This window comes from Pseudomonas sp. B414, from assembly GCF_055408445.1.
Window position 1 is genome coordinate 51789 of the sequence record NZ_JBUZTQ010000008.1, and the last position, 25692, is coordinate 77480.

Annotated in this window: 24 protein-coding genes; 6 read left to right on the top strand and 18 right to left on the bottom strand. The window is 59.7% G+C overall.

The features are described 5' to 3' along the window. Window positions 1-3: 3 nt before the first annotated feature. The 6 genes from ACZRMH_RS09420 to selD form a co-directional block, all read right to left on the bottom strand. Entirely contained in the window at window positions 4-1131 is a 1128-nt protein-coding gene (locus ACZRMH_RS09420) for an acyl-CoA dehydrogenase (protein WP_464013191.1), read from the bottom strand. Between the two features lie 9 nt (window positions 1132-1140). Beyond that, window positions 1141-2334, bottom strand: a complete 1194-nt coding sequence (locus ACZRMH_RS09425) for an acetyl-CoA C-acyltransferase (RefSeq protein ID WP_464013192.1) — start codon at window positions 2332-2334, stop codon at window positions 1141-1143. Window positions 2335-2344: 10 nt separating this feature from the next. Next, on the bottom strand, window positions 2345-3112 hold the full coding sequence (locus ACZRMH_RS09430) for an SDR family NAD(P)-dependent oxidoreductase (protein ID WP_464013193.1): 768 nt from the start codon (window positions 3110-3112) through the stop codon (window positions 2345-2347). A 15-nt stretch (window positions 3113-3127) separates the two neighbouring features. Continuing rightward, window positions 3128-4792: an AMP-binding protein gene (locus ACZRMH_RS09435; protein ID WP_464013194.1), complete on the bottom strand. Its 1665-nt coding sequence runs from the start codon at window positions 4790-4792 to the stop codon at window positions 3128-3130. Window positions 4793-5445: 653 nt separating this feature from the next. After that, window positions 5446-6552 carry a tRNA 2-selenouridine(34) synthase MnmH gene (gene mnmH / locus ACZRMH_RS09440; RefSeq protein ID WP_464013195.1) on the bottom strand — a complete coding sequence of 369 codons (1107 nt, stop codon included), beginning with the start codon at window positions 6550-6552 and terminating at the stop codon, window positions 5446-5448. Then, entirely contained in the window at window positions 6552-7586 is a 1035-nt protein-coding gene (selD, locus tag ACZRMH_RS09445; protein WP_464013196.1) for a selenide, water dikinase SelD, read from the bottom strand. The genes mnmH and selD overlap by 1 nt, the downstream gene beginning before the upstream one ends. Window positions 7587-8263: 677 nt before the next feature. Here selD and ACZRMH_RS09450 point away from each other — a divergent pair. Continuing rightward, the gene (locus ACZRMH_RS09450; protein WP_261738587.1) at window positions 8264-8593 is read left to right on the top strand and encodes a hypothetical protein; all 330 of its coding nucleotides are present in this window, start codon (window positions 8264-8266) and stop codon (window positions 8591-8593) included. A 50-nt stretch (window positions 8594-8643) separates the two neighbouring features. Here the strand turns inward: ACZRMH_RS09450 and ACZRMH_RS09455 are convergent, their stop codons facing one another. From ACZRMH_RS09455 to ACZRMH_RS09485, 7 genes are all read right to left on the bottom strand, one after another. After that, entirely contained in the window at window positions 8644-9573 is a 930-nt protein-coding gene (locus ACZRMH_RS09455; protein ID WP_464013197.1) for an electron transfer flavoprotein subunit alpha/FixB family protein, read from the bottom strand. A 2-nt stretch (window positions 9574-9575) separates the two neighbouring features. After that, the gene (locus tag ACZRMH_RS09460) at window positions 9576-10325 is read right to left on the bottom strand and encodes an electron transfer flavoprotein subunit beta/FixA family protein (RefSeq protein WP_464013198.1); all 750 of its coding nucleotides are present in this window, start codon (window positions 10323-10325) and stop codon (window positions 9576-9578) included. A gap of 73 nt (window positions 10326-10398) precedes the next feature. Next, entirely contained in the window at window positions 10399-11826 is a 1428-nt protein-coding gene (locus tag ACZRMH_RS09465; protein ID WP_464013199.1) for a purine-cytosine permease family protein, read from the bottom strand. A gap of 80 nt (window positions 11827-11906) precedes the next feature. Then, the gene (locus ACZRMH_RS09470; RefSeq protein ID WP_464013200.1) at window positions 11907-13049 is read right to left on the bottom strand and encodes an acyl-CoA dehydrogenase family protein; all 1143 of its coding nucleotides are present in this window, start codon (window positions 13047-13049) and stop codon (window positions 11907-11909) included. Continuing rightward, window positions 13046-14206 carry a CaiB/BaiF CoA transferase family protein gene (locus ACZRMH_RS09475; protein WP_464013201.1) on the bottom strand — a complete coding sequence of 387 codons (1161 nt, stop codon included), beginning with the start codon at window positions 14204-14206 and terminating at the stop codon, window positions 13046-13048. The genes ACZRMH_RS09470 and ACZRMH_RS09475 overlap by 4 nt, the downstream gene beginning before the upstream one ends. Before the next feature lie 292 nt (window positions 14207-14498). Then, window positions 14499-15251, bottom strand: a complete 753-nt coding sequence (gene hutC / locus ACZRMH_RS09480) for a histidine utilization repressor (protein ID WP_464013202.1) — start codon at window positions 15249-15251, stop codon at window positions 14499-14501. Between the two features lie 80 nt (window positions 15252-15331). Beyond that, complete coding sequence (locus tag ACZRMH_RS09485) at window positions 15332-16036, bottom strand: YoaK family protein (RefSeq protein ID WP_464013203.1); 705 nt, start codon at window positions 16034-16036, stop codon at window positions 15332-15334. Window positions 16037-16298: 262 nt separating this feature from the next. On the opposite strand from ACZRMH_RS09485, the gene ACZRMH_RS09490 reads away from it, so the two are divergent. Next, window positions 16299-16973: a histidine phosphatase family protein gene (locus ACZRMH_RS09490; RefSeq protein ID WP_464013204.1), complete on the top strand. Its 675-nt coding sequence runs from the start codon at window positions 16299-16301 to the stop codon at window positions 16971-16973. A gap of 16 nt (window positions 16974-16989) precedes the next feature. On the opposite strand, the gene ACZRMH_RS09495 is transcribed toward ACZRMH_RS09490, so the two are convergent. Further along, window positions 16990-17928, bottom strand: coding sequence for a DMT family transporter (locus tag ACZRMH_RS09495; RefSeq protein WP_464013205.1), 939 nt, complete (start codon window positions 17926-17928; stop codon window positions 16990-16992). Window positions 17929-18252: 324 nt separating this feature from the next. Between ACZRMH_RS09495 and ACZRMH_RS09500 the strand changes: the two genes are divergently transcribed. Together ACZRMH_RS09500 and ACZRMH_RS09505 are read left to right on the top strand one after the other, a co-directional pair. Beyond that, a complete protein-coding gene (locus ACZRMH_RS09500) occupies window positions 18253-19191 on the top strand; it encodes a LysR substrate-binding domain-containing protein (RefSeq protein WP_464013206.1) in 939 nt (312 codons plus the stop codon). Further along, window positions 19188-19409: a YgdI/YgdR family lipoprotein gene (locus tag ACZRMH_RS09505; RefSeq protein ID WP_464013207.1), complete on the top strand. Its 222-nt coding sequence runs from the start codon at window positions 19188-19190 to the stop codon at window positions 19407-19409. The genes ACZRMH_RS09500 and ACZRMH_RS09505 overlap by 4 nt, the downstream gene beginning before the upstream one ends. Window positions 19410-19457: 48 nt before the next feature. Here the strand turns inward: ACZRMH_RS09505 and ACZRMH_RS09510 are convergent, their stop codons facing one another. From ACZRMH_RS09510 to ACZRMH_RS09520, 3 genes are read right to left on the bottom strand one after another with little or no spacing between them, the layout of a single operon-like run. Beyond that, window positions 19458-20750, bottom strand: coding sequence for an NAD(P)/FAD-dependent oxidoreductase (locus tag ACZRMH_RS09510; RefSeq protein ID WP_464013208.1), 1293 nt, complete (start codon window positions 20748-20750; stop codon window positions 19458-19460). After that, window positions 20747-21403 (bottom strand): amino acid ABC transporter permease, encoded by a 657-nt coding sequence (locus tag ACZRMH_RS09515; protein WP_464013209.1) that lies wholly within the window; start codon window positions 21401-21403, stop codon window positions 20747-20749. The genes ACZRMH_RS09510 and ACZRMH_RS09515 overlap by 4 nt, the downstream gene beginning before the upstream one ends. Window positions 21404-21462: 59 nt before the next feature. After that, entirely contained in the window at window positions 21463-22224 is a 762-nt protein-coding gene (locus ACZRMH_RS09520; RefSeq protein WP_464013210.1) for an ABC transporter substrate-binding protein, read from the bottom strand. 171 nt (window positions 22225-22395) lie between these two features. Between ACZRMH_RS09520 and ACZRMH_RS09525 the strand changes: the two genes are divergently transcribed. Further along, entirely contained in the window at window positions 22396-23172 is a 777-nt protein-coding gene (locus ACZRMH_RS09525) for an IclR family transcriptional regulator (RefSeq protein WP_464013211.1), read from the top strand. A gap of 233 nt (window positions 23173-23405) precedes the next feature. Further along, a complete protein-coding gene (locus ACZRMH_RS09530; protein WP_464013212.1) occupies window positions 23406-24461 on the top strand; it encodes a permease in 1056 nt (351 codons plus the stop codon). Between the two features lie 149 nt (window positions 24462-24610). On the opposite strand, the gene ACZRMH_RS09535 is transcribed toward ACZRMH_RS09530, so the two are convergent. Next, window positions 24611-25624, bottom strand: a complete 1014-nt coding sequence (locus tag ACZRMH_RS09535; RefSeq protein WP_464013213.1) for an AraC family transcriptional regulator — start codon at window positions 25622-25624, stop codon at window positions 24611-24613. Window positions 25625-25692 lie beyond the last annotated feature (68 nt).

Sequence of the window (25692 nt, forward strand, 5' to 3'; positions counted from 1 at the left end):
GATTCAAAGATTGCGCGAAATGACCATGCGCTGAATATCACTGGTGCCTTCATAGATCTGGCATACCCGCACATCGCGGTAGATCCGCTCCAGCGGGAAGTCGCTCAAATAGCCATAACCGCCCAGGGTTTGCAACGCCTTGGAACACACCCGCTCGGCCATTTCCGAAGCAAACAGCTTGGCCTGCGAGGCCTCCACCAGCGCCGACTGACCGCTGTCCCGCAACGCGGCAGCGTAGCGAACCATCTGCCGGGCCACGGCAATTTCCGTGGCCATATCGGCCAGGCGAAATGCCACTGCCTGATGCTCAACCAATGGCTGGCCAAAGGTCACGCGCTCGCGGGCATAGTCGCGGGCCGCTTCAAAGGCCGCACGGGCCATGCCCACGGCCTGGGAAGCAATGCCAATGCGCCCGCCTTCCAGATTGCCGAGGGCGATTTTATAGCCCTGCCCTTCTTCACCCAGGCGGTTGGCCACCGGTACTTTCAAGTCGGTAAACAGGATCTGGCAGGTGTCCGAGGCATGCTGCCCCAGCTTGTCTTCTACCCGCGCCACGCTGTAACCCGGTGAGTCCGTGGGCACGATAAACGCAGTGATTCCGCGCTTTCCCGCCGCCGGGTCGGTTACCGCAAATACAATCACCACCCCGGCGTTCTGCCCCGAGGTGATGAACTGTTTGCAGCCATTGAGCACGTAATGATCGCCTTCGCGGCGGGCACGGGTTTTCAGGTCGCTGGCATCGGAGCCAGCCTGCGGCTCGGTCAGGGCAAAGGCGCCAAGCATGGCACCGCTGGCCAGCGGGATCAGAAACTCGCGTTTTTGCTGCTCGGTGCCGTACTTGAGAATCGGCACGCAACCCACCGAGTTATGCACGCTCATGATCGTGGAGCACGAACCGTCGCCTGCGGCGATTTCTTCCAGGGCCATGGCGTAAGCCTGATAGCCCGTGTTGCAACCGCCCCACTCTTCGGGTACCAGCATGCCGAAAAAGCCCAGCTGCGCCATCTCGTCAATGGCCTCGCGGGGAAAGCGGTGCTGCTTGTCCCACTCGGCGGCAAAGGGCTTCAGACGTTCCTGGGCAAACTGTTGGGCCGCTTCACGAATTTGTAGTTGTTCGGGGGTGGGCAGCATAAAAAATCCTTAATACAGACATTCCACGGCAATCGCCGTGGCTTCACCGCCGCCGATGCAGATGGCAGCAACACCGAGTTTGGCTTTTTGTTGACGCAACGCCGACAGCAACGTGACCAGAATCCGCGCCCCCGATGCCCCGATCGGATGGCCCAGGGCACAGGCACCGCCGTAGATATTGACCTTGCTGTGGGGAATATCCAATTCGCTCATGGTCACCAGGCTGACCACGGCAAAGGCCTCGTTGATCTCGAACAGATCAACCGTGTTCAGGTCCCAGCCGGTCTTGCTCATCAGCCGCTTGATCGCGCCTACCGGTGCAGTGGGGAACAGCCCCGGCTCATCGGCAAATGCGGCATGACCGTGGATCACCGCCAAGGGTTTAAGCCCGCGTTTTTGCGCCTCGCTGCGGCGCATCAGCACCAGCGCCGCAGCACCATCGGAGATCGAACTGGAGTTGGCCGCCGTCACCGTGCCGCCTTCGCGAAATGCCGGTTTCAGGGTAGGGATTTTTGCCAGATTGGCCTTGGGCGGCTGCTCGTCATCACTGATCAGGCGCTGCTCCTTGCCCACGGTTACCTGCACCGGGACGATCTCGGCGCTAAAGCTGCCGTCCTTGATCGCCTGCTGCGCACGGGTCAGCGAAGCCACGGCAAAGTCATCCTGCGCCTCACGGCTAAAGCCGTGGAGCTGAGCGCAGTCTTCAGCGAAAGTGCCCATCAGGCGGCCACGCTCATAGGCATCTTCCAGACCGTCGAGGAACATATGGTCCAGCACCCGGCCATGGCCCATACGGTAACCGCTGCGGGCACGGTCCAGCAGATACGGGGCATTGGACATGCTCTCCATGCCACCCGCCACTACCACATCGACGCTACCGGCAAGCAGCCGGTCATGGCCCAGAATGGTCGCTTCCATCCCCGAGCCGCACATCTTATTCAACGTGGTGCAGCGTGTGCCCTTGTCCAGCCCGGCACCCAGGGCAGCCTGACGGGCAGGTGCCTGACCGAGACCGGCCGACAGCACGCAACCAAACAGCACTTCTTCCACTCCATCGGGCGCCACACCGGCACGCTCGACGGCAGCACGAATGGCCGCTGCGCCCAGTTGCGGGGCGGTCAGGCCCTTGAAGTCACCCTGAAAGCCGCCCATGGGCGTACGGGCGGCACTTACAATTACGACAGGATCATTGGCAATTGTCATTTTACACCTCTTATTTGGCGGCCATACGCAAGGCGCCGTCGAGACGGATCACCTCGCCATTGAGCATGCTGTTTTCGATGATATGCCGCACCAGCGATGCGTACTCATCAGGCTTGCCCAGACGCGGCGGAAACGGCACACCGGCGGCCAGGGAGTCACGTACTTCGGGCGTCATGCCAGCCATCATCGGGGTTTCAAAAATGCCCGGGGCGATGGTCATCACCCGGATCCCGAAACGGGCCAGCTCGCGGGCGGCAGGCAAGGTCAGGCTGGCAATCGCGCCCTTGGACGCGGCATACGCGGCCTGGCCGATCTGGCCGTCAAAGGCTGCCACCGAAGCGGTATTGATAATTACCCCGCGCTCGCCATCGGCATCGGCGCTGCTTTCAGCAATCGCCGCAGCCGCCAGACGCAACATATTGAAACTGCCGATCAGGTTGACGTTGATCACCTGGCTAAAAGTCTCCAGCGCGTGGGGGCCGGTTTTGCCGAGGATCTTTTCGCCACGCACAATGCCTGCGCAGTTGACCAGCCCGTTGATTTCGCCAAAGGCTGCCACCGTGGCCGCCACTGCTGCCTGCGCCGCATCCGCCTGGCTGATGTCGGCCACTGCGCTATGCGCCTGCGCGCCCAATCTGGCTGCTTGCGCAGCCACTGCATCGGCGTTCATGTCTACCAGCATCACCCTTGCGCCCGCCTTGACCAGCATCTCGGCCGTGGCAGCACCCAGTCCCGATGCACCACCGGTGACGATAAAAACCTTGTTCTCGATTTGCATGATGACTCCTGAAAATTAAGCAGAGACTTTTGCGCTGGCGGCCAGCTCGGCCTTGGCGATTTCCTGATTGCGCAAAATAAAGCGCTGCAGCTTGCCGCTCGGTGTTTTCGGCAGCTCACTGACAAATTCGATTTCACGGGGGTAGGCATGGGCCGCCAGACGCTGGCGCACATGCAATCGCAGGGTTTCGGCCAGTTGTGCATCACCCAGGTACTGGGGGTTCAACACCACGAAGGCCTTGACCAGCTCGGTACGCTCGGGATCCGGCTTGCCCACCACGGCGGCTTCAACAACAGCCGGGTGTTCGATCAGCGCGCTTTCCACATCGAATGGCCCGACGCGATAACCGGAGGTGGTGATCACGTCATCGCTGCGCCCGACAAAGCTGATGCTGCCATCCGGATTCAGCTCCACGGTGTCGCCACTCAGGTAGTAGTTGCCGACAAAAGCCTTGGTCTTGAAGCCTTCATAGCCGCCAAACCAGCACATCGGTGACTGGCTGCGATCCACTGCCAGAATCCCTGGCTGGCCGACTGGCAGCTCCTGATGGTTGTCATCGAGCACCACGATGCGATGGCCCGGCGAGGCGAAACCCGCAGCTCCCATATGCACCGGATGATCGAGGCCGTGGTGGTTGCACAGCACCATGCCGACTTCGGTCTGGCCGTAGTGGTCATGGATGGTGACGTCAAGCTCATCGGCAAACCAGCGGATCACCTCGGGGTTGAGTGGCTCACCGGCACTACTGACCACCCGCAGCTGGCCCTTGATCTTGCTGGAGAAGGCATCCCCGGCGGCGATCAGCATGCGGTAGGCGGTGGGTGAACCAGTCAGGTTGGTGATGCCGTACTTTTTGATCACCCGGCAGGTGCTTTCGACCGTAAACGGGCCATCGTACAAAGTGATCGGGTGGCCCATCGAAAGCGGCCCGGTGATGCCGAAATAGATCCCGTAAGCCCAACCCGGGTCGGCCAGGTTCCAGAACGAGTCTTCAGGGCGCAGACCCACTGCATCGCGGGTATAGCTCTGGAACGCGACAATCGCCTTGAGCGGTACCAGCAACGGTTTGGCCGGACCTGTAGTGCCCGAGGTAAACATCAGCAGAAACGGGTCTTCTGCGCTCAGCATGACCGGCTCGCAGCTGGCCGGGTAGTTGTCCAGTTCCGCCCAGAAACTGAAATCACCACGCACCAGGCCCTGCCCCCTGGCGCCAGCCACGGTGACAATCGCCGGACAATCATTGACCTCGTTGAGCTTGACGCGGTTGACCGCATCCGTGACCACCAGGGTGGCACCGGAACTGTTGAGCCGATGTTCGATAGCCTTGGGGCCAAATGCGGTGAACAGCGGCTGGTAGATGGCGCCGATGCGCCAGGCGGCAAAGGCCACGATCAGCAACTCGACATTGCGCGGCAGCAACCCCGCGACCTTGTCACCACGCTTTACGCCCTGAGCCAGAAGAAAGTTGGCAAAGCGTGCAGCCTGATCCTGTAACTGGGTGAAGGTGTACGTCGCGCTGCTGGCATCGCGCCCCTCCCAGAACAATGCAATCCGGCCCGGCAAGGCGTGGCGGTCGCAGCACTCGACACAGGCATTGACTGCCGTCAAATGGCCGTCCAGGGCACCGGTTACCGTGCGTTGGTAGTCGAAATCAGTCATCGCGGTCAGATAGTCGCGCATCAGCAGAATCCCTCGGTCTTTATTTTTAGGATGGGAACCGTGAAAAATCCTGCTGATAATCGCCCTGGCAAGGCTCTGCAACAATGGTCAAACCGCTCAAGGTGGGTGACTGGTTTGGCCAATGCCGAACCATCTCTCACGGGAAGCCACTTGCGTGGCAGCTGCAGGCGTAAGCAACTGGTCCTGCGTGTACGGGGTACTTAAATCGGGCAAAGCCTTTGACCCTAGCATCGCGCTTGCGTGATGAGGGTCAAGACGGTGTTACTCACACCAAACAGGCCGGCCGGTCGGCCGCCTCGGGTGCAATGCTTTTGATTTGCCAGCCCTCCCGGGAGGCCGAATGGAGGTTCTGCGTAGTGGGTCGACCGGCATGGATGCCGGGAGAGCCGCGATGGGCCATGGATGGCCCGTGGCGGCGTGCCCACGGAGCAGGACCGGAGTGAGGGAACCTGAGCGCAGCGAGGGCCGTACGATGGGGCGAGGACCTTTTGGTTCCTTTTGGGTCCTTCCAAAAGGGACTCGCTGTAAGAGCGAAACCAATATTTCAGTTATATAAAAATGCCGGATATGTACACGATAGGCCAGTTGTTCACGCCTGCAGATACCGTCTTGAGCCCGGCATCGCGTTTGCGAGATGAGGATCAAGACGCTATCTACGAGATCGTATTACCAGCCTGCTCGCGCAGATACTCCAATACCGCCGCCTGATCACCGGCAAAGGCTATGCGCGAACCTTTTTTCTCGCGCTGGAAGGCGTACATCGGGTCGTAATATTCGCGCAGCAACGCCTCGATCCAGACCCGGTGCAAGTCCACCGCGCCGCAGCGCTCCTGCTCTTGCAAGGCCTCCTCCATAACTGCCTGTAAACGCTGATGGCGCTCGCCGCCCAGGCGCCGCTGGATATTGGCCAGGCTTTCGAGCAGGCGCTGGGAGAACAGGGCAAAGCCGTGCTCGCCATTTCTGGCGGTAAACTCGGCGCTCAAGTCCACAACATAGTCGCGCAGGATGCGTTCAACCCGACTTTCAAGGCTGTCTTCCAGCCAGACCATCGGTGCATCCTGCATGCGTTGATACAAGGCCAGGGGCAAGGCACAACTACCGACCGTGCGGCTTTCGTCTTCGACCACAAAACCCTCATGGCCGCTGGCGCGTTTTTTCAGCACGTCGATGGCCAGGCTGTTTTCAAAGTCGATATTCGACGGCTGCCCGGTGGCCCGTTTGCCAAAACTTGAGCCGCGATGGTTGGCGTGACCTTCCAGGTCCAGGCCGTTAGTGAGCTGTACCAGGACATCGGTCTTGCCGGTGCCGGTCATGCCGCCGAGCACGGTGACGTCACACTGGGCCACGGCATCGTCCAGGGTCTGGATCAGGAAGGTACGCAGGGCCTTGTAGCCGCCAGTGACGCGCGGATAGTCGATCCCGGCATCCTGTTTGAGCCACTGCTGGACAATCTGCGAACGCATGCCGCCACGGAAGCAATACAGGCAGCCATCAGGGTTGGCCCGGGCAAAGTCGGCCCAGGCCTGCAGACGCTCGGCCTTGACCTGCCCCGACACCAGTTGATGGCCCAGCACCACCGCAGCCTGCTGGCCTTGCTGCTTGTAGCAGGTGCCCACCCGCTCGCGCTCGCGGTCGGTCATCAGCGGCAGGTTGACCACACCGGGAAACGCGCCCTTGTGAAATTCAATCGGCGCACGGGTGTCCATCATCGGCCGATCAGTGAGAAACAGTTCGCGGAAGTCGGTTACGTCATCAGCCATCATGACACCTCAACCGCGTACGTCTGTCGCTCAACCAGCTGGCCGATCGGCGCAAGGCTCAGGCCATGCTCGCTGGCCATTTGCAGAAATGCCTGGTTACCGTCCGGGCTCACCGCAACCAGCAGGCCACCGCTGGTTTGCGGGTCGCAGAGCACGCGCTTGTGCAGTTCTTGCAACGGCGACAGCTTGCTGGCGTAGCTGTCAAAGTTGCGCAAGGTGCCGCCGGGCACGCAGCCCTGTTCCAGGTAATACTCTACCGAGGCCAGACGCGGCACCTTGGCGTATTCGATCTGAGCCGTGAGCTGGCTGCCGTCGGCCATTTCCACCAGATGGCCGAGCAGGCCAAAACCGGTGACGTCGGTCATTGCCTTGACCCCGTCAAGTTTGGCGAACTGGCTGCCGATCTTGTTCAGCGTACACATCCAGTCCCGCGCCAGGCCGACATCTTCGGTGCGCAATTTGCCCTTTTTCTCGGCTGTGGTGAGGATACCGATGCCCAGGGGTTTGGTCAGGTACAGCAGGCAACCCGCAGTGGCGGTGTCATTGCGCTTCATCTGGCGCTTGTTGACCACGCCGGTAACGGCCAGGCCGAAAATCGGTTCGGGGGTATCGATGGAGTGCCCACCGGCCAGCGGGATACCCGCGTCATCACATACAGCGCGACCGCCACGGATCACTTCACGGGCCACTTCAGGCGGCAACAAGTGCACCGGCCAGCCCAGAATCGCAATGGCCATCAACGGATCACCGCCCATGGCATAGATATCGCTGATGGCATTGGTCGCCGCAATGCGGCCGAAATCGTAAGGGTCATCGACGATCGGCATAAAGAAGTCGGTGGTCGAGACCACGCCGCGTTCTTCATCCAGCGCGTAGACCGCTGCATCGTCGCGGGAGGCATTGCCGACCCACAATTTGGGGTCAAGGTTTTGCGCGCCGCTGCCGGCAAGGATCACTTCCAGTACCTGAGGCGAAATCTTGCACCCGCACCCCGCACCATGGCTGTACTGGGTCAGGCGGATCGGCTCGCTCATAAAGGTACCTCGGGTCAATTTCAAAGCCACTGATATTAGCAGAGCGGGAGGCTTGCTGTGGGAGCGGGCTTGCTCGCGATGGCATCAATGCGGTTTGTCTGACAGACCGCAGCGTCTGCATCGCAGGCAAGCCAGCTGCCACAGGTTCTGCTTCGTACACATAACCCGGTCCTTACAATTTCCACAGTTATAGAGCCGCCTACAGGGATGACCGGCATGCTGAAAACAGACCTGCCAGTCACATATGTAGTGCTTAAAAATATTCACTACATATATGTTGACGGCACGATTTTCCCCCAGCATTATGCAGACGTCTTCCCCACCGGAAGCGCTGGAAAGGGTTGTTGCAAGCATGCCCGACGAGCTGTCGGGCTGTTCCGGGATAGGTACTGCCCACAAGGCAGAATTGATGAAGCTGAACTGGCTTGATCGTCCGCGTCAAAGACGACAGAGGCTGGCGAAACGTCCTCAAGAGGCTTGTGGCTGATGCGTCATGTCACCCTGGCATCCTGGTTCACGCTGCTCTCCTTCGCTTTACGCTGTTTATGTAGCGTCTGGTTTTACGACTACATACGACGAACTCAAGGCAGATCTGCTTTAGATGGACACTACGTAGCGCTGCAGGTGCAGTTGCGCGAATCAATTAGACAGATCAACGAGTAGTCAAGGAGTTAGCCATGAACCTGAATAACCAACCGACCGTTAACGAACTGGCTCGACTCTTCGCTGCCCAGAAAGACACGCTGAACGACCACATTCTGTGGATCAGCGACGCTGGTGATGTGCGTATCGATGCGGTGACGTCGTGCAAGGAAGAAACCCGATTCGAGGAGGAACGCCCACAAATGCGAGCCCACCTCAAAATGTACCGCCGTGGCCAAGGCTACGTGGGCAAGAAGGCTGCAGCCGATAGCGACTATATGGCGCGAGTCCTGCAAACCTTGACCCTGACCTGGGAAAAGGCTCAAACCGAGCCTGCACTGGTCAAAGTTAACAGCTACAGCTGATAACCCCGCCGTACTGAAAAGCCCCGGATAATCTCCGGGGTTTTTTTACGTTATACCGCCTGTTCCAGCTCAGGGACGGCCTCAAACAAATCCGCCACCAGGCCGTAATCGGCCACCTGGAAGATCGGCGCTTCTTCATCCTTGTTGATTGCAACGATCACCTTGGAATCTTTCATCCCGGCCAGATGCTGAATCGCGCCGGAAATACCGACCGCGATATACAACTGCGGCGCAACAATCTTGCCGGTCTGTCCGACCTGCATATCGTTGGCTACAAAACCTGCGTCAACTGCAGCACGGGAGGCTCCCACACCTGCGCCCAGCTTGTCAGCCAGGGTGTACAGCAGTTTGAAGTTGTCACCGTTCTGCATGCCACGCCCGCCCGAAACGACGATTTTGGCAGCGGTCAGCTCGGGGCGGTCCGACTTGGCCAGCTCTTCACTCACAAACGACGAAGTGCCTGCATCGTGCACTGCGCCAACTGCCTCGACGGCTGCCGCACCACCCACAGCTGCAACCGGATCGAAACCGGTGGCACGTACGCTGATCACTTTTACCGGTGCGCTGGACTGCACGGTAGCAATGGCGTTACCGGCGTAGATCGGGCGGGTGAAGGTGTCCGCGCTGATGACCGAGATGATTTCGGAAATCTGGTCTACATCAAGAACAGCAGCCACCCGCGGCAGGATATTTTTGCCGTTGGCAGTGGCAGCCGCCAGGATATGGCTGTATCCGGCAGCAAGCCCTGCTACCAGCGGCGCAATATTTTCCGGTAACTGATGAGCATAAGCGGCATTGTCAGCAACCAGGACTTTAGCCACGCCAGCGATTTTTGTGGCGGCTTCAGCCACTGCGCCAACACCCTGCCCAGCAACCAGCAAGTGAATATCACCACCAATCTTGCCAGCAGCAGCCACCGTATTCAGGGTTGCCGATGCAACGCCCGCACCATCATGTTCTGCAATTACCAGGACGCTCATAATCAGATCACCTTTGCTTCATTTTTCAGTTTCTCGACCAGTTCAGCCACCGACTTGACCTTGATCCCCGCGCTGCGTGCAGCAGGCGCTTCGACTTTCAGGGTCTTGTTGGTGGAAGCCGTGGAAACGCCCAATGCATCTGGCGTCAGCACTTCAAGCGGCTTCTTCTTGGCTTTCATGATGTTTGGCAGGGACGCATAACGCGGCTCGTTCAAACGCAGATCGGTGGTGATGATCGCCGGCAATTTCAGCGAAACCGTTTGCGCGCCGCCATCCACTTCACGGGTTACGGCAACCTTGTCGCCAGCAACAGTAACTTTCGAAGCGAAGGTGCCCTGACCGAAACCGGTTAGCGCAGCCAGCATCTGGCCAGTCTGGTTGTTGTCGCTGTCGATGGCCTGTTTGCCCAGGATCACCAGCTGTGGCTGTTCCTTGTCGACAACGGCCTTGAGCAGCTTGGCCACGGCCAGCGAGGTCAGATCTTCGGCGGACTCGACGAGAATGGCGCGATCTGCACCCAGCGCCAGCGCGGTACGCAGCTGTTCCTGAGCCGTGGCCGGGCCGATGGAGACGACGACGATTTCAGTGGCAACACCGCTTTCTTTCAGGCGTACGGCCTCTTCCACAGCGATTTCGCAGAAGGGGTTCATCGCCATCTTGACGTTGGCGAGGTCAACGCCGGAGTTGTCCGCCTTGACGCGAACTTTCACGTTGTAATCGACCACGCGTTTGATACAGGCCAGCACCTTCATTGTTTTTCCTCTATGGCTACAGAAGCGATGCCGGAAAATAACGGCATCGCCCACCTGTGTTGATTGCTACGCCTTAAACCGTGGCGGGCTCGACAGGCAAAATCAGTTGATCCGGCACTTCCTGCCCCGAGCTGCGCGCCACGAAGTAGTACACCAGGGCTGGCAGTGTCAGGCCGATGATCCACGAGATATCAGTGCCGCCCAGTTGCTCCACCAAAGGCCCGGTGTAGAAGCTGGTGGCAATAAACGGCAGCTGCACCACCACCCCAAAGGCGTACACCAGAATACCGCGCAGGTTCCAGCGTCCGTATCGGCCATTCGGGTTAGACAATGCGGGTACGTCGTAGCGCTCTTTGCTGATCAGGTAGAAATCCACCAGGTTGATCGCGCTCCAGGGCGTGAAAAACGCCAGCAAGAACAGGATAAAGGCCGAGAAGTCTTTGAGGAACGAATGCTGCCCAAGCAAGGCCAGGCCGGTAGCAAAACCGACCATCAGCAGGATGTAAAACAGACGCAGGGTTTTCGAGATTTCATGGTTGCCGCGAAAACCGCTGACGATCGTCGCCAGTGACATAAAACTGCCGTAGGCATTGAGTGTGGTGATGGTCACTTTGCCAAATACCACACAGAAATACAGCAGCGCTGCCATCGCCCCGCTCGCCCCCATGCCGACGATATACGCCACTTCATGCCCGGCAAAGGCCTCGCCCGCCAGCGCGGCGACAAACACGCCGAACACCATCGAGATCTGCGAGCCCACCACCGAGCCCAAACCTACCGCCAGAAAGGTTTTCAACGACGAAGTGCTCGACGGCAAGTAGCGCGAGTAGTCCGCCACATAAGGCCCGAACGCGATCTGCCAGGACGCTGACAAGGAAATTGCCAGCAAAAAACTACTCAGGGAAAAGTGTTTATTGCTGAGCAACAGGCCAATGTCGTTTTGTGAAATCAGGGTGTAGAACAGATAGAAAAACGCCAGCACCCCGACCACACTCGCCACCCGGCCGATCATATGGATGGTGCGATAACCCAGGATGGTCAGCAGTACGATCAGCGCGGCAAAAATCAGGATGCCCCACGAATCACTCACCCCCACCAGTTGCCCAACCGCCTGCCCGGCCAGCACTGAACCGCTTGCCGAGAACCCCACATACATCAGGCACACCAGCACAATCGGGATCACCGCGCCGTAGACGCCAAATTGCACCCGGCTGGAGATCATTTGCGGCAGACCCAGTTTAGGCCCCTGTGCCGCGTGCAGCGCCATGATGGTGCCGCCAAGCACCTGGCCGATCAGCAGACCGATCAGCGACCAGAACACATCGCCGCCCAACACCACGGCCAGAGCCCCGGTGACAATCGCAGTGACTTGCAGGTTGGCACCAAACCACAAGGTGAACTGGCTGAACAGGCGCCCATGGCGCTCCGACTCAGGGATGTAATCTATCGAACGCTGTTCGACCAGCGTGGCCCGCGGTGAATCCTGATTGAGCGTGGACATAAGCAGTTCCTTCGGGCTGGCACCACAGGAGGTGCGCCGTGTTGTTTTGGGAAAGACTTTTCCAATCCTTGCGCGGCTGATTATCGGGCAGCGTCGAGCAAGGCGCGGGAGATGATGATTTTTTGCACCTCGGAGGTGCCTTCAAAAATCCGCAAAATCCGCGCATCGCGTACATAGCGCTCCAGTGGCAGGTCGCGGCTATAACCATACCCCCCGTGCAACTGCAGTGCGGCATCGGTGATAAACCCGGCGCATTCGGCAGCCACCAGTTTGGCGGTGGCCGAATCCAGGCTGAAACGCTCGCCGCTGTCACGTCGGGCAGCGGCTTTCATGGTAAGCATGCGCGCGCTTTCAAGTTGCGCGTACATATCGGCCAGGCGCCATTGCGTGCCTTGATAAGCGGCCAGCGGCTTGGGCCCGATCTGCCGTTCACGCACCCAGTTCAGGCTGGCTTGCAGGGCCGCATTGGCAATCCCCAGGGACATGGCCGCCACCTCAACACGCCCACGATCGAGCACTGCCATGGCCGTGTTGAATCCCTGACCTTCTACGCCGAGCAGCGCCGATTCCGGCAACCAGCAGTCCAGCGCCAGCTCATAGATGGTACTGCCGCGCAGACCCATGGTTTTTTCCGGACTGGAAAAGCTGATGCCTGCCGTGCCCCGGGGCACCATAAAGGCACTGATCCCCTTGTGACCTGCGTCTGCGTCGGTCTTGACGTAGAGCACGATAAAATCGGCTTCCTTGGCATTGGTGATGTAGTGCTTGCTGCCACGCACACGCCAGCCGCCTTCCTCACGCACGGCGCGGCTGCGCATATCAGCGGGGTTGGAGCCGGCAGCCGGTTCGGTCAGGGCAAAGGCGCCGAGCAATTCACCGCTGGCTGCCCGTGGTAACCATTCCTGTTTCTGTTCCTCGCTGCCGCCGAGCAGGATCGAATCGGTGGCCAGAAAGTGCGCGGTCATGGCCGATGCCGTCGAGGCACAGGCCCCCGCCACCGCTTCCACCACGCGGCTCATCGCCAGGCTACCGATGCCCAGGCCGCCATATGCTTCTGGCAGGTTGACGCCCATACAGCCCAGATCGCTCAACGCCCGGATACTGGCCAGGCAAAAGCTTTCGGTTTCGTCATAGTGCTGGGCCAGCGGCTGGATCACTTCACGGGCCACTTGCTCGGCGCTTTCAACCACGGCCAGTTCTTCTGCGGTCATTTCAAAGTTCATGGGTGCTCTCCTGCTTTACAAAAGCCAAATTCGGCGTTGTCGGCGCCCAAACGCGGGGCGATGGTGGTGGCATGGGGTTTACGGCCATTGAAGAACACCGGTTGCGGCACCAGTGCCAGCGCCGCGCCTTCTGGTTGAAACTGCAACTGCCGAACCCAGGCATGCTCACTGCTGGCAGCCTGTTGCAGATCCCACACTGGCGACGACGGCACCCCGGCATCAAGCAAGCCGTCGCACAACTGCCCGACGCTGTGCTGCGCCGTCCAGGTCTCGATGACGGCGCGCAATGCCGGCTCGTTGAGGGTGCGCCGGGTGTCATCGATAAAGCGCGCATCAGTGGCCAGTTCCGGCTGACCCATGCACTGGCAAAGGCGCTCGAACAAACGATTGCTCGCCACCGCAATCACCACCAGGCCATCCGCGGCGCGGTAGGTGTCAAACGGCGTGGAGACCGGATGCCGATTGCCCACCAGCCCAGGGGCTACACCGTTGGCGTAGAGGTTGGACAGCCCGGTCACTTGCAGGCTGAACAGCACGTCGAACATAGCCACGTCGATGTACTGCGGCCCTGGCGCATGCCGCTCGCGGGCAAATAGCGCCGAACTGATCGCCCAGGCCGCATAGACCCCGGCACACAGGTCACCGATGGCCTCGCCGCTGCGGGTCGGGCCAGTGGCGGCAAATCCGGTAACGCTCATCAGGCCGGACATGGCTTGCGCAACAATGTCGTAGGCCGGGCGTTTGGACAGTGGGCCGTCCTGGCCGAAACCGGAAATACTGGCGTAGATCAAACGTGGGTTGTGCTGCTTGAGACTGTCGAAATCGATGCCCAGGCGCTGCGTCACACCGGGACGGAAGTTCTCGACCACCACATCGGCATCGGCCACCAACTCGTAGAAACGCTGGCGATCCGCCGGGTTTTTAAAGTCGATTTCAACGCTGCGCTTGCCGCGATTGATCAGGCCAAAATAAACACTTTCGCCCTCCAGAAACGGTCCCAGGTGGCGAGCATCATCACCCTCCTCGGGCACCTCGAACTTGATCACATCGGCGCCCAGATCCGCCAGCATCGCGGTGCAATGCGGCCCGGCCAGTACGCGGCTGATATCCAGCACCCGTACTCCCTGCAGTTGTTGCGTAAACGGATTGTTGTCCATGCTCCCCCCTCAAATGCTCATGCTGTGCAGCAAGTGCACACTTATACCAACCTGTATGTACAAGTGAATGCAAGCGAAGGGCCAACACGCCGGAAGCACTCTGCCTCCAGCACCAGATTAAGATTTAAATATGTTCAAAATCAGCTAGTTAAAAACTTTAAGTTTTTAACATGAAAAAGATAACGCCAAAATAACCCGCAGAAAACTGCCGCAACTTTGTGCATAAACAGGCGGGAAGGTAACAAAAACGCACCAAAAGTAACGTGAGTAACACATCGTCACCCGCGAGCTGTCAGTTACCGCATTGGCCTTGCAAGCGATAACGCGACCCCGGATAAACCAGCCGGGCACATCCCACTAGCCCCTGGGCGGCCCAGGTACGGCGACGAATCAGCAGGCAGGGTTCATTGCGTTTGACGTTGAGCAAGCGGCATTCCGCAGACTTGGCATGAATAGCCTCCACCTCATGCTCGCCGCCGGTCAGTGGCGCCAGGTTCATCAGGTAGGCATAGGCCGTGGTACGGGTGAAGTCCTGTTGCAGATACTCAGGGGCAATCTCGGCATTTACATAGCGCTCTTCGATCTGCACCGGCACATCATTTTCGTAATGCACCATCAGCGAGTGGAAGAAGCGTTTGACACCGTCAAGGGCAAACGGCAGCACAGGCGTGACCTTGGCCGGGACTTCTTCGAGCACAATCACTTCGCAGCGATGCACATGCCCACGGTCGGCGATTTCCTGGGCGATATTGCGAATCTCGAACAACGCCGCATTGCCTTTGGGCACGGCAACGAAGGTGCCAACCCCTTGCATACGTACCAGCAGCCCTTCGATGGTCAGCTCGCGCAAGGCGCGATTGATGGTCATGCGACTCACACCCAGCAGGGCCAGCAGTTCACTTTCCGAGGGCAGTTTGGAGTTGGGCAGCCAGGCCCCTGAACGGATTTTTTGCGTAATGGCCTGTTTGACCCGCGCATACAGCGGCGCGGGGCTCTCGATGGAAAATGACTCAAGGGATGAATTGTCATCGACTGACTTGGACACAACGACTCCTGTTCGTGGGGCTGGGCATGCAGCCGGGCTGCGCCAGTCTACGCGCAGGCCGGGCGAAGCAAAACGGGGGATTAACGCGGCATGTAATCCCGTTGCCAACGCCGCGGAATGCGCAGCGACAGCAACCCCAAAACAGCAGCAAAAGCGGCACTGAACAACATGGCCTTAAGGCCCAATTGTGCCTCCAGCACGGCACCCAGTACCGCGCCCAGCAACATCCCGGTCCAGGGCACCAGTTGTACGCGCCAGCCACTGCGCCGCTCACCCAGCAACCAGCGGCCCAGACCCCGACCGAAACGCGACAATGCCCCGGTCACATAGGTCAGCCCCACCGGCAGGCCATTGACCTGTTCCACCGCCGCATTGAGCATGCCCATCGCCACAATGGCCGCCAGCAGCGCGGGTACTTGTGTGGCAAACGGCAGCAGGGCCGATGCACACAACAGGCCCGCAATCACCAGCATCAACGGCAACGCACGGCGCCCGCCCCAACGGCCCAGCAATACCCCCAGGGCATTGCCGAGAATAAACGCCAGCACCGCAAACAACAGGCGCACCGCCATACCCACGTCACCGTCACCAATGGCCACCGCCAGACGTGTGGTGTTACCACTCATAAATGAAACGAAATCACCGGTGGCCAAAAAGCCGATGGCATCGGTCATCCCGGCCAGCACCGACAGGCTGGCAACCATGGCCAGCCCTACGCGGCCGCGCCAGGCACGAACACGAAGATGCACGGGGTTGCTCGGTTTTCGCAGTGGCGCTGGAAGCATGGCGTTAGCCTCTGTAGGAATACCAGACTAAAGGGTGAACGATTTTGTCATATAAAAAAGCCACCATAGCATTCGTCCTGTAGGACTATTCCCGATATAGCGCAGGTAAAATCGAACCAATTGCGAAAAAGGCATCTAATAAACGCTTCTGCCAAGGATGGGAGGCTCAGATTTTGCCGTAATGACAAGGATCAACACAGTGGCGCAGCTGCCCGCTGTGCCAGGCCGATCAGCCTTAACAGTTGTATGCAGAAGAACCCCCATGACCCAGTCTGTTTGGATTAAACCTCGACTCAAGCCCTATGCACTGGCGGCGATTCCGCTGCTACTGATTGCTGGCGCCGTGACGCTGGCGGTACACGCGGATGACGTCTTTGCCCGGCCGGTAGACGGTGTGCAAACCCTGGTATTTTTGCGCCACGCCGAAAAACCCGCCGATGGCCTCGGCCAGCTTACCTGCCAGGGACTCAACCGGGCGATTGACCTGGCCACCCTGCTGCCGCAACGCTACGGCAAGGCCGACTACGTGTTTGCCGCCAACCCTTCGCGCCAGGTCGAAGAAGGCGCCGACGATGACGCCTACAGCTACGTGCGCCCGCTGATGACCATCAACCCCAGCGCTATCAAGCTAGGCTTGCCGATCAATCTGGAGTACTCGGCCAACGACACCCGCCAACTGGCCAAAGAGCTGACTGACGACCAGTACCACAGCTCAACCATCTACACCGCCTGGTCCCACGGCTACTTGCCGGAACTGATCAACAGCGTCGCCAGCCAGGCACTGGGCAAGAAAACCTCGTTGACCGAAGACTGGTCCGGTGGCGACTTCGACTCCCTGTATGTGCTGACCCTGACCTGGAAAGACGGCAAGGCTACCCTGCTCAGCCGCGTCGACAAGCAAGACCTCAACAATGGCGCCAAGGCCTGCCCGACCTGATCAGCCTGCCCGCACATCACGGCGCGAGCACGGTTCGCGCCGGGGCATGACGACGCACTGCCCAGCTGACACCCCCCAGCAGCATCAGCACCGCCAGGGCTTCCAGCACGTTGGGCCAGCGTTGCAGGTAGATAAAACCGTAGAGCAGCGCAAACACCGTTTCAAACACTATCAACTGCCCGCTCAGGGTCAGCGGCAAACGCCGGGACGAGGCATTCCACATGCGATTGCCAAACCACGAACCGAGCACCGCGCAGGCCAGGTTGACCAGCCAGAACATCTGCCAGCGCTGATCAGTGGCCTCGACCGTCACCGCGTCCACAGCCAGTACATGGGCGACACCCCAGATCAGCACACCGAGCACCCCGGTGGTGACACCCCACAGCGTCGACCACTCGCCACTTTCAAAGCGGCTGTGCTTTAAATACCGCGCATTCTCGATTGCAAACCAGCTCCAGCACGCCAAGGCCCCGATGCCACACAGCACCCCCAGCACCTTGGTGCCCAGCGGCTGTGACGAAGTAGCGCCGAACAGCGCTTCGAGGTTGATGCAAAGCACCCCGCCGAGTACCAGCAGCAGCGGCCACACCAGCCTCGCCAGCGGCACCGCCCCGGCATCGCGGCGGCCCAGCCAGGTAATGCTCAGCGGCAAAACCCCGATAATCAGGGAGGCCACAGCGATACCCACCCACTGCACCGAAGCCGCCAGCAGCATGTAATAAATCAGATTGCCCAGCAGGGCGAACTTGACCAGTGTCAGCACATCGCGGCGGGTGAGCTGGCGCAGCAAGCGTCGGGCATTGGGCAACAACAACGCCAGCGACACCGCGCCATACACAATAAAGCGCCCGCAACTGAGCAGCAGCGGGCTGAATTCCGGCAACAACTTGGGCACCAGAAACACCAGCCCCCAGACTGCACCTGCCATGCCGGCATAGACTATCCCGCGTTTCATTGACTGCTCTCAAATTGTTGAATATCGACAGAGGGTAGGCAGTTCAGAGGTGCGGCACAAAAGATCATTTGGCATACTGGCATTCCACTAAGGAATGGCTTACACCAATATCCCGTTCCTCGCCTCCTCGTAGTCGCTGACGAGCTACGAAGGCTGCGATCGGCGGCACAGCCATCGTGAAACGGGCGCTACGGTGAGCCTGGTTAACCGCACAGGCAGGGTTTATGGCGGACTCGCAGGAGCGCCGTTCCACGCCAATCGCAGCCTTCGCTCCTCGGCAGCGACTACAGGCACACTATGTAATCAGGCCGAATGGAGGCCACTGTGAACCGCTACCACAAACACTTGCCGCCTCTGGACAGCCTGATCACCTTCGAGGCCGTCGGCCGCAATGGCAGCTTTACCCGCGCCGCCAGTGAGCTGTGCCTGACCCAAAGCGCGGTGAGCAAACAAATCCGCGCCCTGGAAGACAACCTCAAGCTGGCCCTGTTCGAGCGCCAGGCCCGAGGTATCTGCCTGACCCAGGCCGGGGCCAGCCTGTTCAGCGAAGTCAGCACCCTGCTCGAACGCCTGCAACACAGCGTCAATCGGATCAAGGCTGCCCACGCGCCCAATGCCGTGACGGTGCTCTGCACCCACGCCGTCGCGCAGTTCTGGTTGTTCCCGCGACTGCTTGCATTCAACACCGAGCACCCGTCGATTACGGTGAATATTCATGCCAGCAACGATATCGACGAATCCAGCGTCGCCGATTACGACTTTTGCATCCTCTATGGCGCTGGCCAGTGGTCATCCCTGAGTGCCGAGCCGCTGTTTGCCGAGAAGGTCTACCCGGTCGCCCGCCCCGACCTGATACTGGCCGAAATCAGCCAACCCGCCGACCTGCAGGGCTTGCCCCTGATCGAGCTGGACGCTTCGGGCTGGAACTGCATGGACTGGCGCGACTGGTTCAGGCATTTTGGCCTTGAGCACAAGGCCGATGCACAACGACCGACCTTCAATCAGGTCACCCTCGCCTACCAGGCGATCGTGCAAGGCATGGGGGTGGGGCTGGGCTGGGACTTTATGGTTCGGGACAAAATCGAGCGTGGCGAACTGCGCCGCGTCGGCCCATTTGAATTTTTCAGCACAAACGCCGACTATCTGGCGCACTCTCGGCCAAAAACGCTGTCAGATGCAGCAATTACTTTCCAGCGCTGGCTGCTCGACGACGCCCGGCGCAACCAATTTCCGATTTGCACACAGTTCAAGGTACATGCATGAAGATCCGCGTTATCGGTTCACCCCTGCTTATTGCAGCACTGCTGGGACTGGCGGGCTGCGCAACCCCAAGCGTTGTCACCTTGCAAAACGGTACGCAATACCTGACCAAGGATCTGCCCGTCACCACCAATAAGGACGGCTTCTATGAGTTCGACGACATCGCCGGCAAACATATCAAGGTCAGGGCCGAGGATGTATCAACGATCAAGACGGATTGACAGGCCGCGACGAGCTGCAGCGTTGCAGCTCGTCACCTGCTACGAACCCTATTCGTTCAACGCATCCAGCAGCCGGTAGTAGCTGATACCTGCCGCCACATACAGACGCTGCAAGCTGTGGAAGGGAATCCGGCGAATTGGCGTGACCGGGAACGGGAAGTCATTGCTGGCTCCCGAAATACGCGCCGCCAGGTGCTTGCCCAGGGTTGTCGCCATAGCAATACCACGCCCGTTGTAACCCATCAGGATCGACAGGCCCGGCTGCGGCTCGTGCAACTGCGGCAACACGCTGTGGTTAAGCGCCACCCGGCCGCTCCAGCGGTACTCGATCGCCACCCCCGCCAACTGCGGAAACAGGCTGACCAGCGAGCGTTCCAGATGCGCCCAGTCCTCGGCACGGCGCGGCTCGGAAAACGGCCCGCGCCCACCGAGCAGCACGCGGCCCTGGGCATCCTGCTTGAAGTACAGCAACAGCCGTCGCGCATCCGAACACACTTCACCACCCGGCAAAATGGTTTTGCGCAGTTCCGGTGAAAGCGGTCGGGTGGCAATCAAAAAGCTGTTGGCCGCCAGCACCGTTTGCCGCAACCCCGGCCACAACCCATCGGTGTAACCATTGGTGGCCAGCACCACACGGTCGGCCGTGACGCTGTGGCCCTGCGCGGTAGCCAGTTGCCAAAGCGGGCCAATGCGACGCAGGTCTGTCACCCGGCTGTCGCTGTGAATGGTCACGCCACGGCCCAGCGCCGATCTGGCCAGGCCGCGGGCATAGTTAAGCGGGTGCAGGCTGCCAGCACGAGGGTCAACCCAGCCACCGACATAATTTTGTGTACCGATACGCTGGCAAACGGCATTGGCATCCAGCAACTCGGCCGCCACGCCACGCTGCTGCCATTGCCGGGCGCGGTGCTCCAGGGCCTTCATGGTAGTGCTGGAAAACGCCGGCTGAATCCAGCCCTTGCGCGTAGCATCACAGGCAATGCCGTACTCGCGAATCAACGAAAACACTTCGTCCGCCGCACCGCCACATGCCTCGATAATCTTCTCACCACGCTCGCCACCAAAGCGTTCGAGCAACTGATCCGGGTCGTACTTGAGCCCGGGAATCACCTGCCCGCCATTGCGCCCCGAGGCGCCCCAACCCGGCTCGCCGGCATCCAGCACGCAGACGCTGACCCCTGCCTCGGCCAGACGCAATGCGGTCACCAGCCCGGTATAACCGGCGCCGACAATCGCCACATCCACCCGTTTGTTTTCCGCCAGCGGCCGGGTCAGTGCACCGGGGCGAGCAGTAGCCGACCACAGTGAAGGCGGCAGTATCAGTTTCGACGGTGCTTTCATGTGCGCCTGCGCAGTGCAAAACGTCGTTCCAGACGACGCAAACCATAGGACAGCGGCAAGCTCATCGACAAATAGAGCAACGCCACCAGGGTGTAGACCGTCATGTTTTCAAAGGTCGACGATGCGATCAGCTGCCCCTGCCGAGTCATTTCAGCCACAGTGATGGTCGACACCAACGACGAGTCCTTGAGCATCATCACCAGGGTGTTGCCATAGGGCGGCAAGGCAATGCGAAACGCCTGGGGCAGTACGATGCGGCGCATGATCATCAGACTGCGCATGCCAAACGACTCGGCGGCCTCGATCTGGCCCAGGTCAATGGCCTGGATCCCGGCCCGGAAATTCTCGGCCTGATAGGCCGAATAAGCGATGCCCAGACCGATCACCCCGGCCTGCATGGCGCTGAGCTGGATGCCGAAATCGGGCAAAACAAAATAGATATAAAACAGCTGCACGATAATCGGCAGCCCGCGAATCACATTGACCACACCAATGGCGAACAATGCGATGGCGCGAATTTTCGAAACCATCATCAGCGCAAACAGCAGGCCGATCACCGAACTGAGCACAAACGAGCCCGCAGTGACCTGCACCGTGACCACTGCGCCCTTGAGCAGAATCGGAAGAAAGTCCAACGCATCCTGGAGAAACATAAACTACCCGTACACCGCTACAAGAAGCGGCCCACCGCCACGCGGGGGCCACAGAATCATCAGTTCAGCTGCCACTTCTCGATGATGCGTTGCAGCGAGCCGTCAGCCTTGATCGCTGCGATACCCTTGTTCACCTGCGCCAGTTTCTCGGCGTCGCCCTGACGCATCACCAGGCATACATCGCCCATCACCACCGGCACATAGCTGCTCGACAGTTTAACGTCCGGGTTTTTACCCTGGGCCAACTGGTAGGCGATGATCGGACGATCACCGAACGCGGCCTTGATCCGGCCCAGTTTCAGGTCGCGCATCATGTCGGGAATGGAGTCGTAGCTGCGCACTTCCTTGAAGCCGCCGTGTTTGTTCAGGGCATCGAGGAACACTGTGCCCACTTGCGCACCGACCACTTCACCGGCCAGGTCAGCCATGGTCTTGTATTCTTTCTGGTCGTCAGCCTGAACGATCAGGCCTTCGCCGTAGCTGAAGATCGGATCGGAATACTGCACAACCTTTTCACGCTCAGGGGTCTTGAGCATGGCGGCGGAAATCAGGTCAATCTTGTTGGTGGTCAGCGAAGGAATCAGTGCAGCAAAGGTGGTTTGCTGGATCTCGGTATCAAACCCGCCGGCCTTGCCCACAGCTTCAGCTGCGTCGACCATCATGCCCTGGATTTTCCCGCTCTTGATATCGAGGAAGGTAAACGGGATGCCCGTTGCCGTCGCTCCGACTTTATAGACAGGCTCTGCAACAGCGCTGGCTGGTCCGATCAACCCTGCAGCCATTGCGCATACAAGCGTCAGCACTTGAAAAGGTTTTTGCATAGCGAATCTCCCTGTGGTCGCTTTTATTGTGGCGTTGCGGCACTCAATTAGCCTTGTAGCCTCTGGTACAAAATGCCGCCATCGACTATAACCAATTTACTTAAATCGTAAAGAGATTTATAAATATCGACTATCGATATTTGAAGATCTGAAAAATGCCTAGGATGCGCCATGAGCGATAACAACAACCCTCTTTTCAACCAGTCACTGGAAAAGGGCCTGGCCGTGCTTCGCGGCTTCGGGGCTGCACGGCGCACCATGACCCTGGCCGATATAGCAGTAGCTGCGGACATCAGCAAAAGCTCGGCCCAGCGCATGGTGCATACCCTTGAAGAGCTCGGTTATATCCGCAAGCACCCGCAAAGCCGGCGCTTCCAGCTGACACCAAAGGTGATGGAGATTGGCTACAACTATCTGGCTGCGGACATCCTGGTCGATGTAGCCAACCCCTACCTGGCCGAGCTCAACCAGATCACTGGCGAAACGGTCAACCTGACCGAGCCCGACGGGTTGGACATGGTGTATGTCTCGCGCTTTGTTGCGCCGAAATTTATCCCGATCCATATGCCCATTGGCAGTCGCATCCCCATGTATTGCACCGGGGCTGGCCGGGCCTACCTGAGCGGTCTGGCAGATGACGAGATTCATGGCGTGCTGCAAGACAGCCAACTGGTTGAGTTGACGCGCTACACCCTGACCGATCCCGCAGCCATCTTTGAGCGCGTGCAAACCAGCCGCAAACAGGGTTATGCCACCAACAAGGAAGAGATGTTCCTGGGTGACATGACCCTGGCCGCACCGATTTTCAACAACAATGGCCAGCCGGTGGCTGCCGTGCATGTGGTTGTGCCCAGCAGCCGCTGGACCCTGCAGGAAGCCGAAGACAAACTGGCCTCAAGCGTCATCCAGTGCGCCCGGTCGATCAGCACCTCGATCAGGACGTTGTAGCCCCCAACCCATTCGCCAAACACAATTTTGAGTCTTGCAGGGACTAGTGTGGGAGCGGGCTTGCTCGCGATGCAGGCGCTGCGGTCTGTCAGGCGAACCGCGTAGATGCCATCGCAGGCAAGCCAGCTCCTACAGCTTTCGCAACCTGAAGAGTCCGAGCCTTGCAGCTCCCACAGAGAGCAAGGCTCTTCAGGTATCATGCCGCGCTATTTCCCTGCGTTCGGTAACTCTCTATGTCCAGTCTCTCCCCAGCCACCCCCGCCAGAGGCTGGTCATTCTGGTGGAAGCCCCTGCTGTTTCTGCTGGTCGCCGGTATTGGCCTGTACTACGTCAAGTGGTCGCCCTACTACTTCAAGGCCTTTGTCGCCGCCGACAACCACAGCATCGGCGCTTCGATCCTCAACGATAACCAGGGCGAACCCATAGCCGCTGCACTGGCCTATGCCAAGGTGTACTTCCTGGCAATCTGGAAAGCCGCCGTACTGGCGGTGATCCTCGGCTCGCTGATCCAGGTGCTGATCCCCCGTGACTGGCTACTGCGCCTGTTCGGCAAAGCGGGCCTGGGCTCGACCCTGCGTGGCGGCCTCTTCGCTCTGCCGGGCATGATGTGCACCTGCTGCGCCGCCCCTGTGGCCGCTGGCATGCGTCGACAAAAAGTCTCGGTGGGCGCCGCACTGGCCTTCTGGATCGCCAACCCGGTGCTCAACCCGGCCACCCTGGTATTCATGGGCTTTGTCCTGGGCTGGGGCTTTAGCGCCTTGCGCCTGGTGGCTGGCCTGGTGCTGGTGATTGGCGTGTCGCTGATCGCACAACGCATCTCGCGCCCTGAGAGTATTCCCGATGCCGCGCTGGACGCGGTGTCCGAAGCCAGTGTGGTGGATCAGCAGAGCTTCTTCAGCCGCTGGGGCCGCACCCTGTGGCAGCTGTTCTGGAACACCATTCCGGTCTATCTGCTGGCGGTGCTGTTGCTGGGCGCGGCACGGGTGTGGCTGTTCCCCCATGTGGACGGCGCCATGAGCGACAGCCTGATGTGGCTGGTACCGCTGGCCATTGTCGGCACGCTGTTCGTGATCCCGACAGCGGCGGAAATCCCCATTGTGCAGACCATGATGACCCTGGGCATGGGCACCGCCCCTGCCGTGGCGCTGTTGATGACCCTACCCAGCGTCAGCCTGCCGTCGCTATTGATGCTGCGCAAGGATTTCGACACCCGGGTACTGGTCAGCGTGGCGCTGATGACCATGCTGATCGGCGTGCTTAGCGGTCTGGTGGGGATGTGGTTGCTCTGACAATCCTGCAATAACCCCTGCAAGGCCGGGATGTGGTGAGCTGCGCCAAACCTGTGGGGCTTGCCTGCGATGCAGGCGCTACGGTCTGTCAGGCGAACCGCAGCGATGCCATCGCGAGCAAGCCCGCTCCCACAAAAAGCTTCGACCTATCAGTTGCTGCCCAGGATCAACCCGCGGTAATGCCCCGGGTTGGTCCCCGACCATTTGCGAAAGGCCTTGTAAAACGAGCTGGTATCGGCAAAGCCCAGGCGCAGGGCGATGTCGGCAAAGCTGTGGTCGGGCTCGGCCAGCCAGGCAATCGCCAGTTCCTTGCGCACCCCGTCCTTGAGACCTTGAAAGGTCTGCCCCTCCTCTGCCAGACGGCGACGCAGGGTCGAGGCCGACATGCACAGGCTCTGCGCCATGCCCTGGGTTTCCGGCCATTGCGCAGCAGGCAGTTGACGCAAATCCTGTTTGATCTGGCTGGCCAGGCTTTGCGGGTCACGGTACTTGACCAGAATATTGGCCGGTGCCTCGGCCAAAAACCGCTTCAATTCCTGGGCATTGCGCCTGATCGGCGCATCCAGGCAATCGGCTGCAAAGATCATCCGCGTGCGGGGCCGTTCAAAGCGCAAGTTTTCGGAAAACATGACTGCGTAGTCTTCGCAGTAATCGGGCGCTGCACAGCGCAGCTCAATAGCCAGAATCGGAATCCGTCGCCCGGCCAGCCAGCAGGCCACGCCGTGCACGATCATCCAGTAGGTGAAGTAGGCAAAGCCCCGACCGGGCAGCTGATCGGGCTCCTGCAGGACAATCTCCGCCAGGCTTTGCTGACGCACCAGGCGCGCCGGTAAACGTTCGAGCATCAACGACAGAAACCCCAGCACCACTTCCAGCCCCTGGGCCAGGGTCGGCTGGGCCATGGCCGTGCGGCACATAAACTCCAGGCTGCCGGAACGCAGCTGGCGCGGATCCATACCAAAGAATTCGTCATCCATGCGCCGCGCCAGCAGCCGCCACATCCGTGCATACACCAGCGCCGGCACCCGGGCATCCGGCACCTCAAGCAAGCCGGGATCGATACCGACCTTGTGCAACACTTCGTCCGTGGCACTGCCCGGCGCACAGCTCTGCAACAGCGCCTCGCGTACCAGTTGAATGGAGATGGTGTCCTTGTTCAGCATTGGCGCCGTTCCATGCCTGATGACGTATAGATGACGGCCATCTTAAGCAGCACAGATCAAAAAGCCAG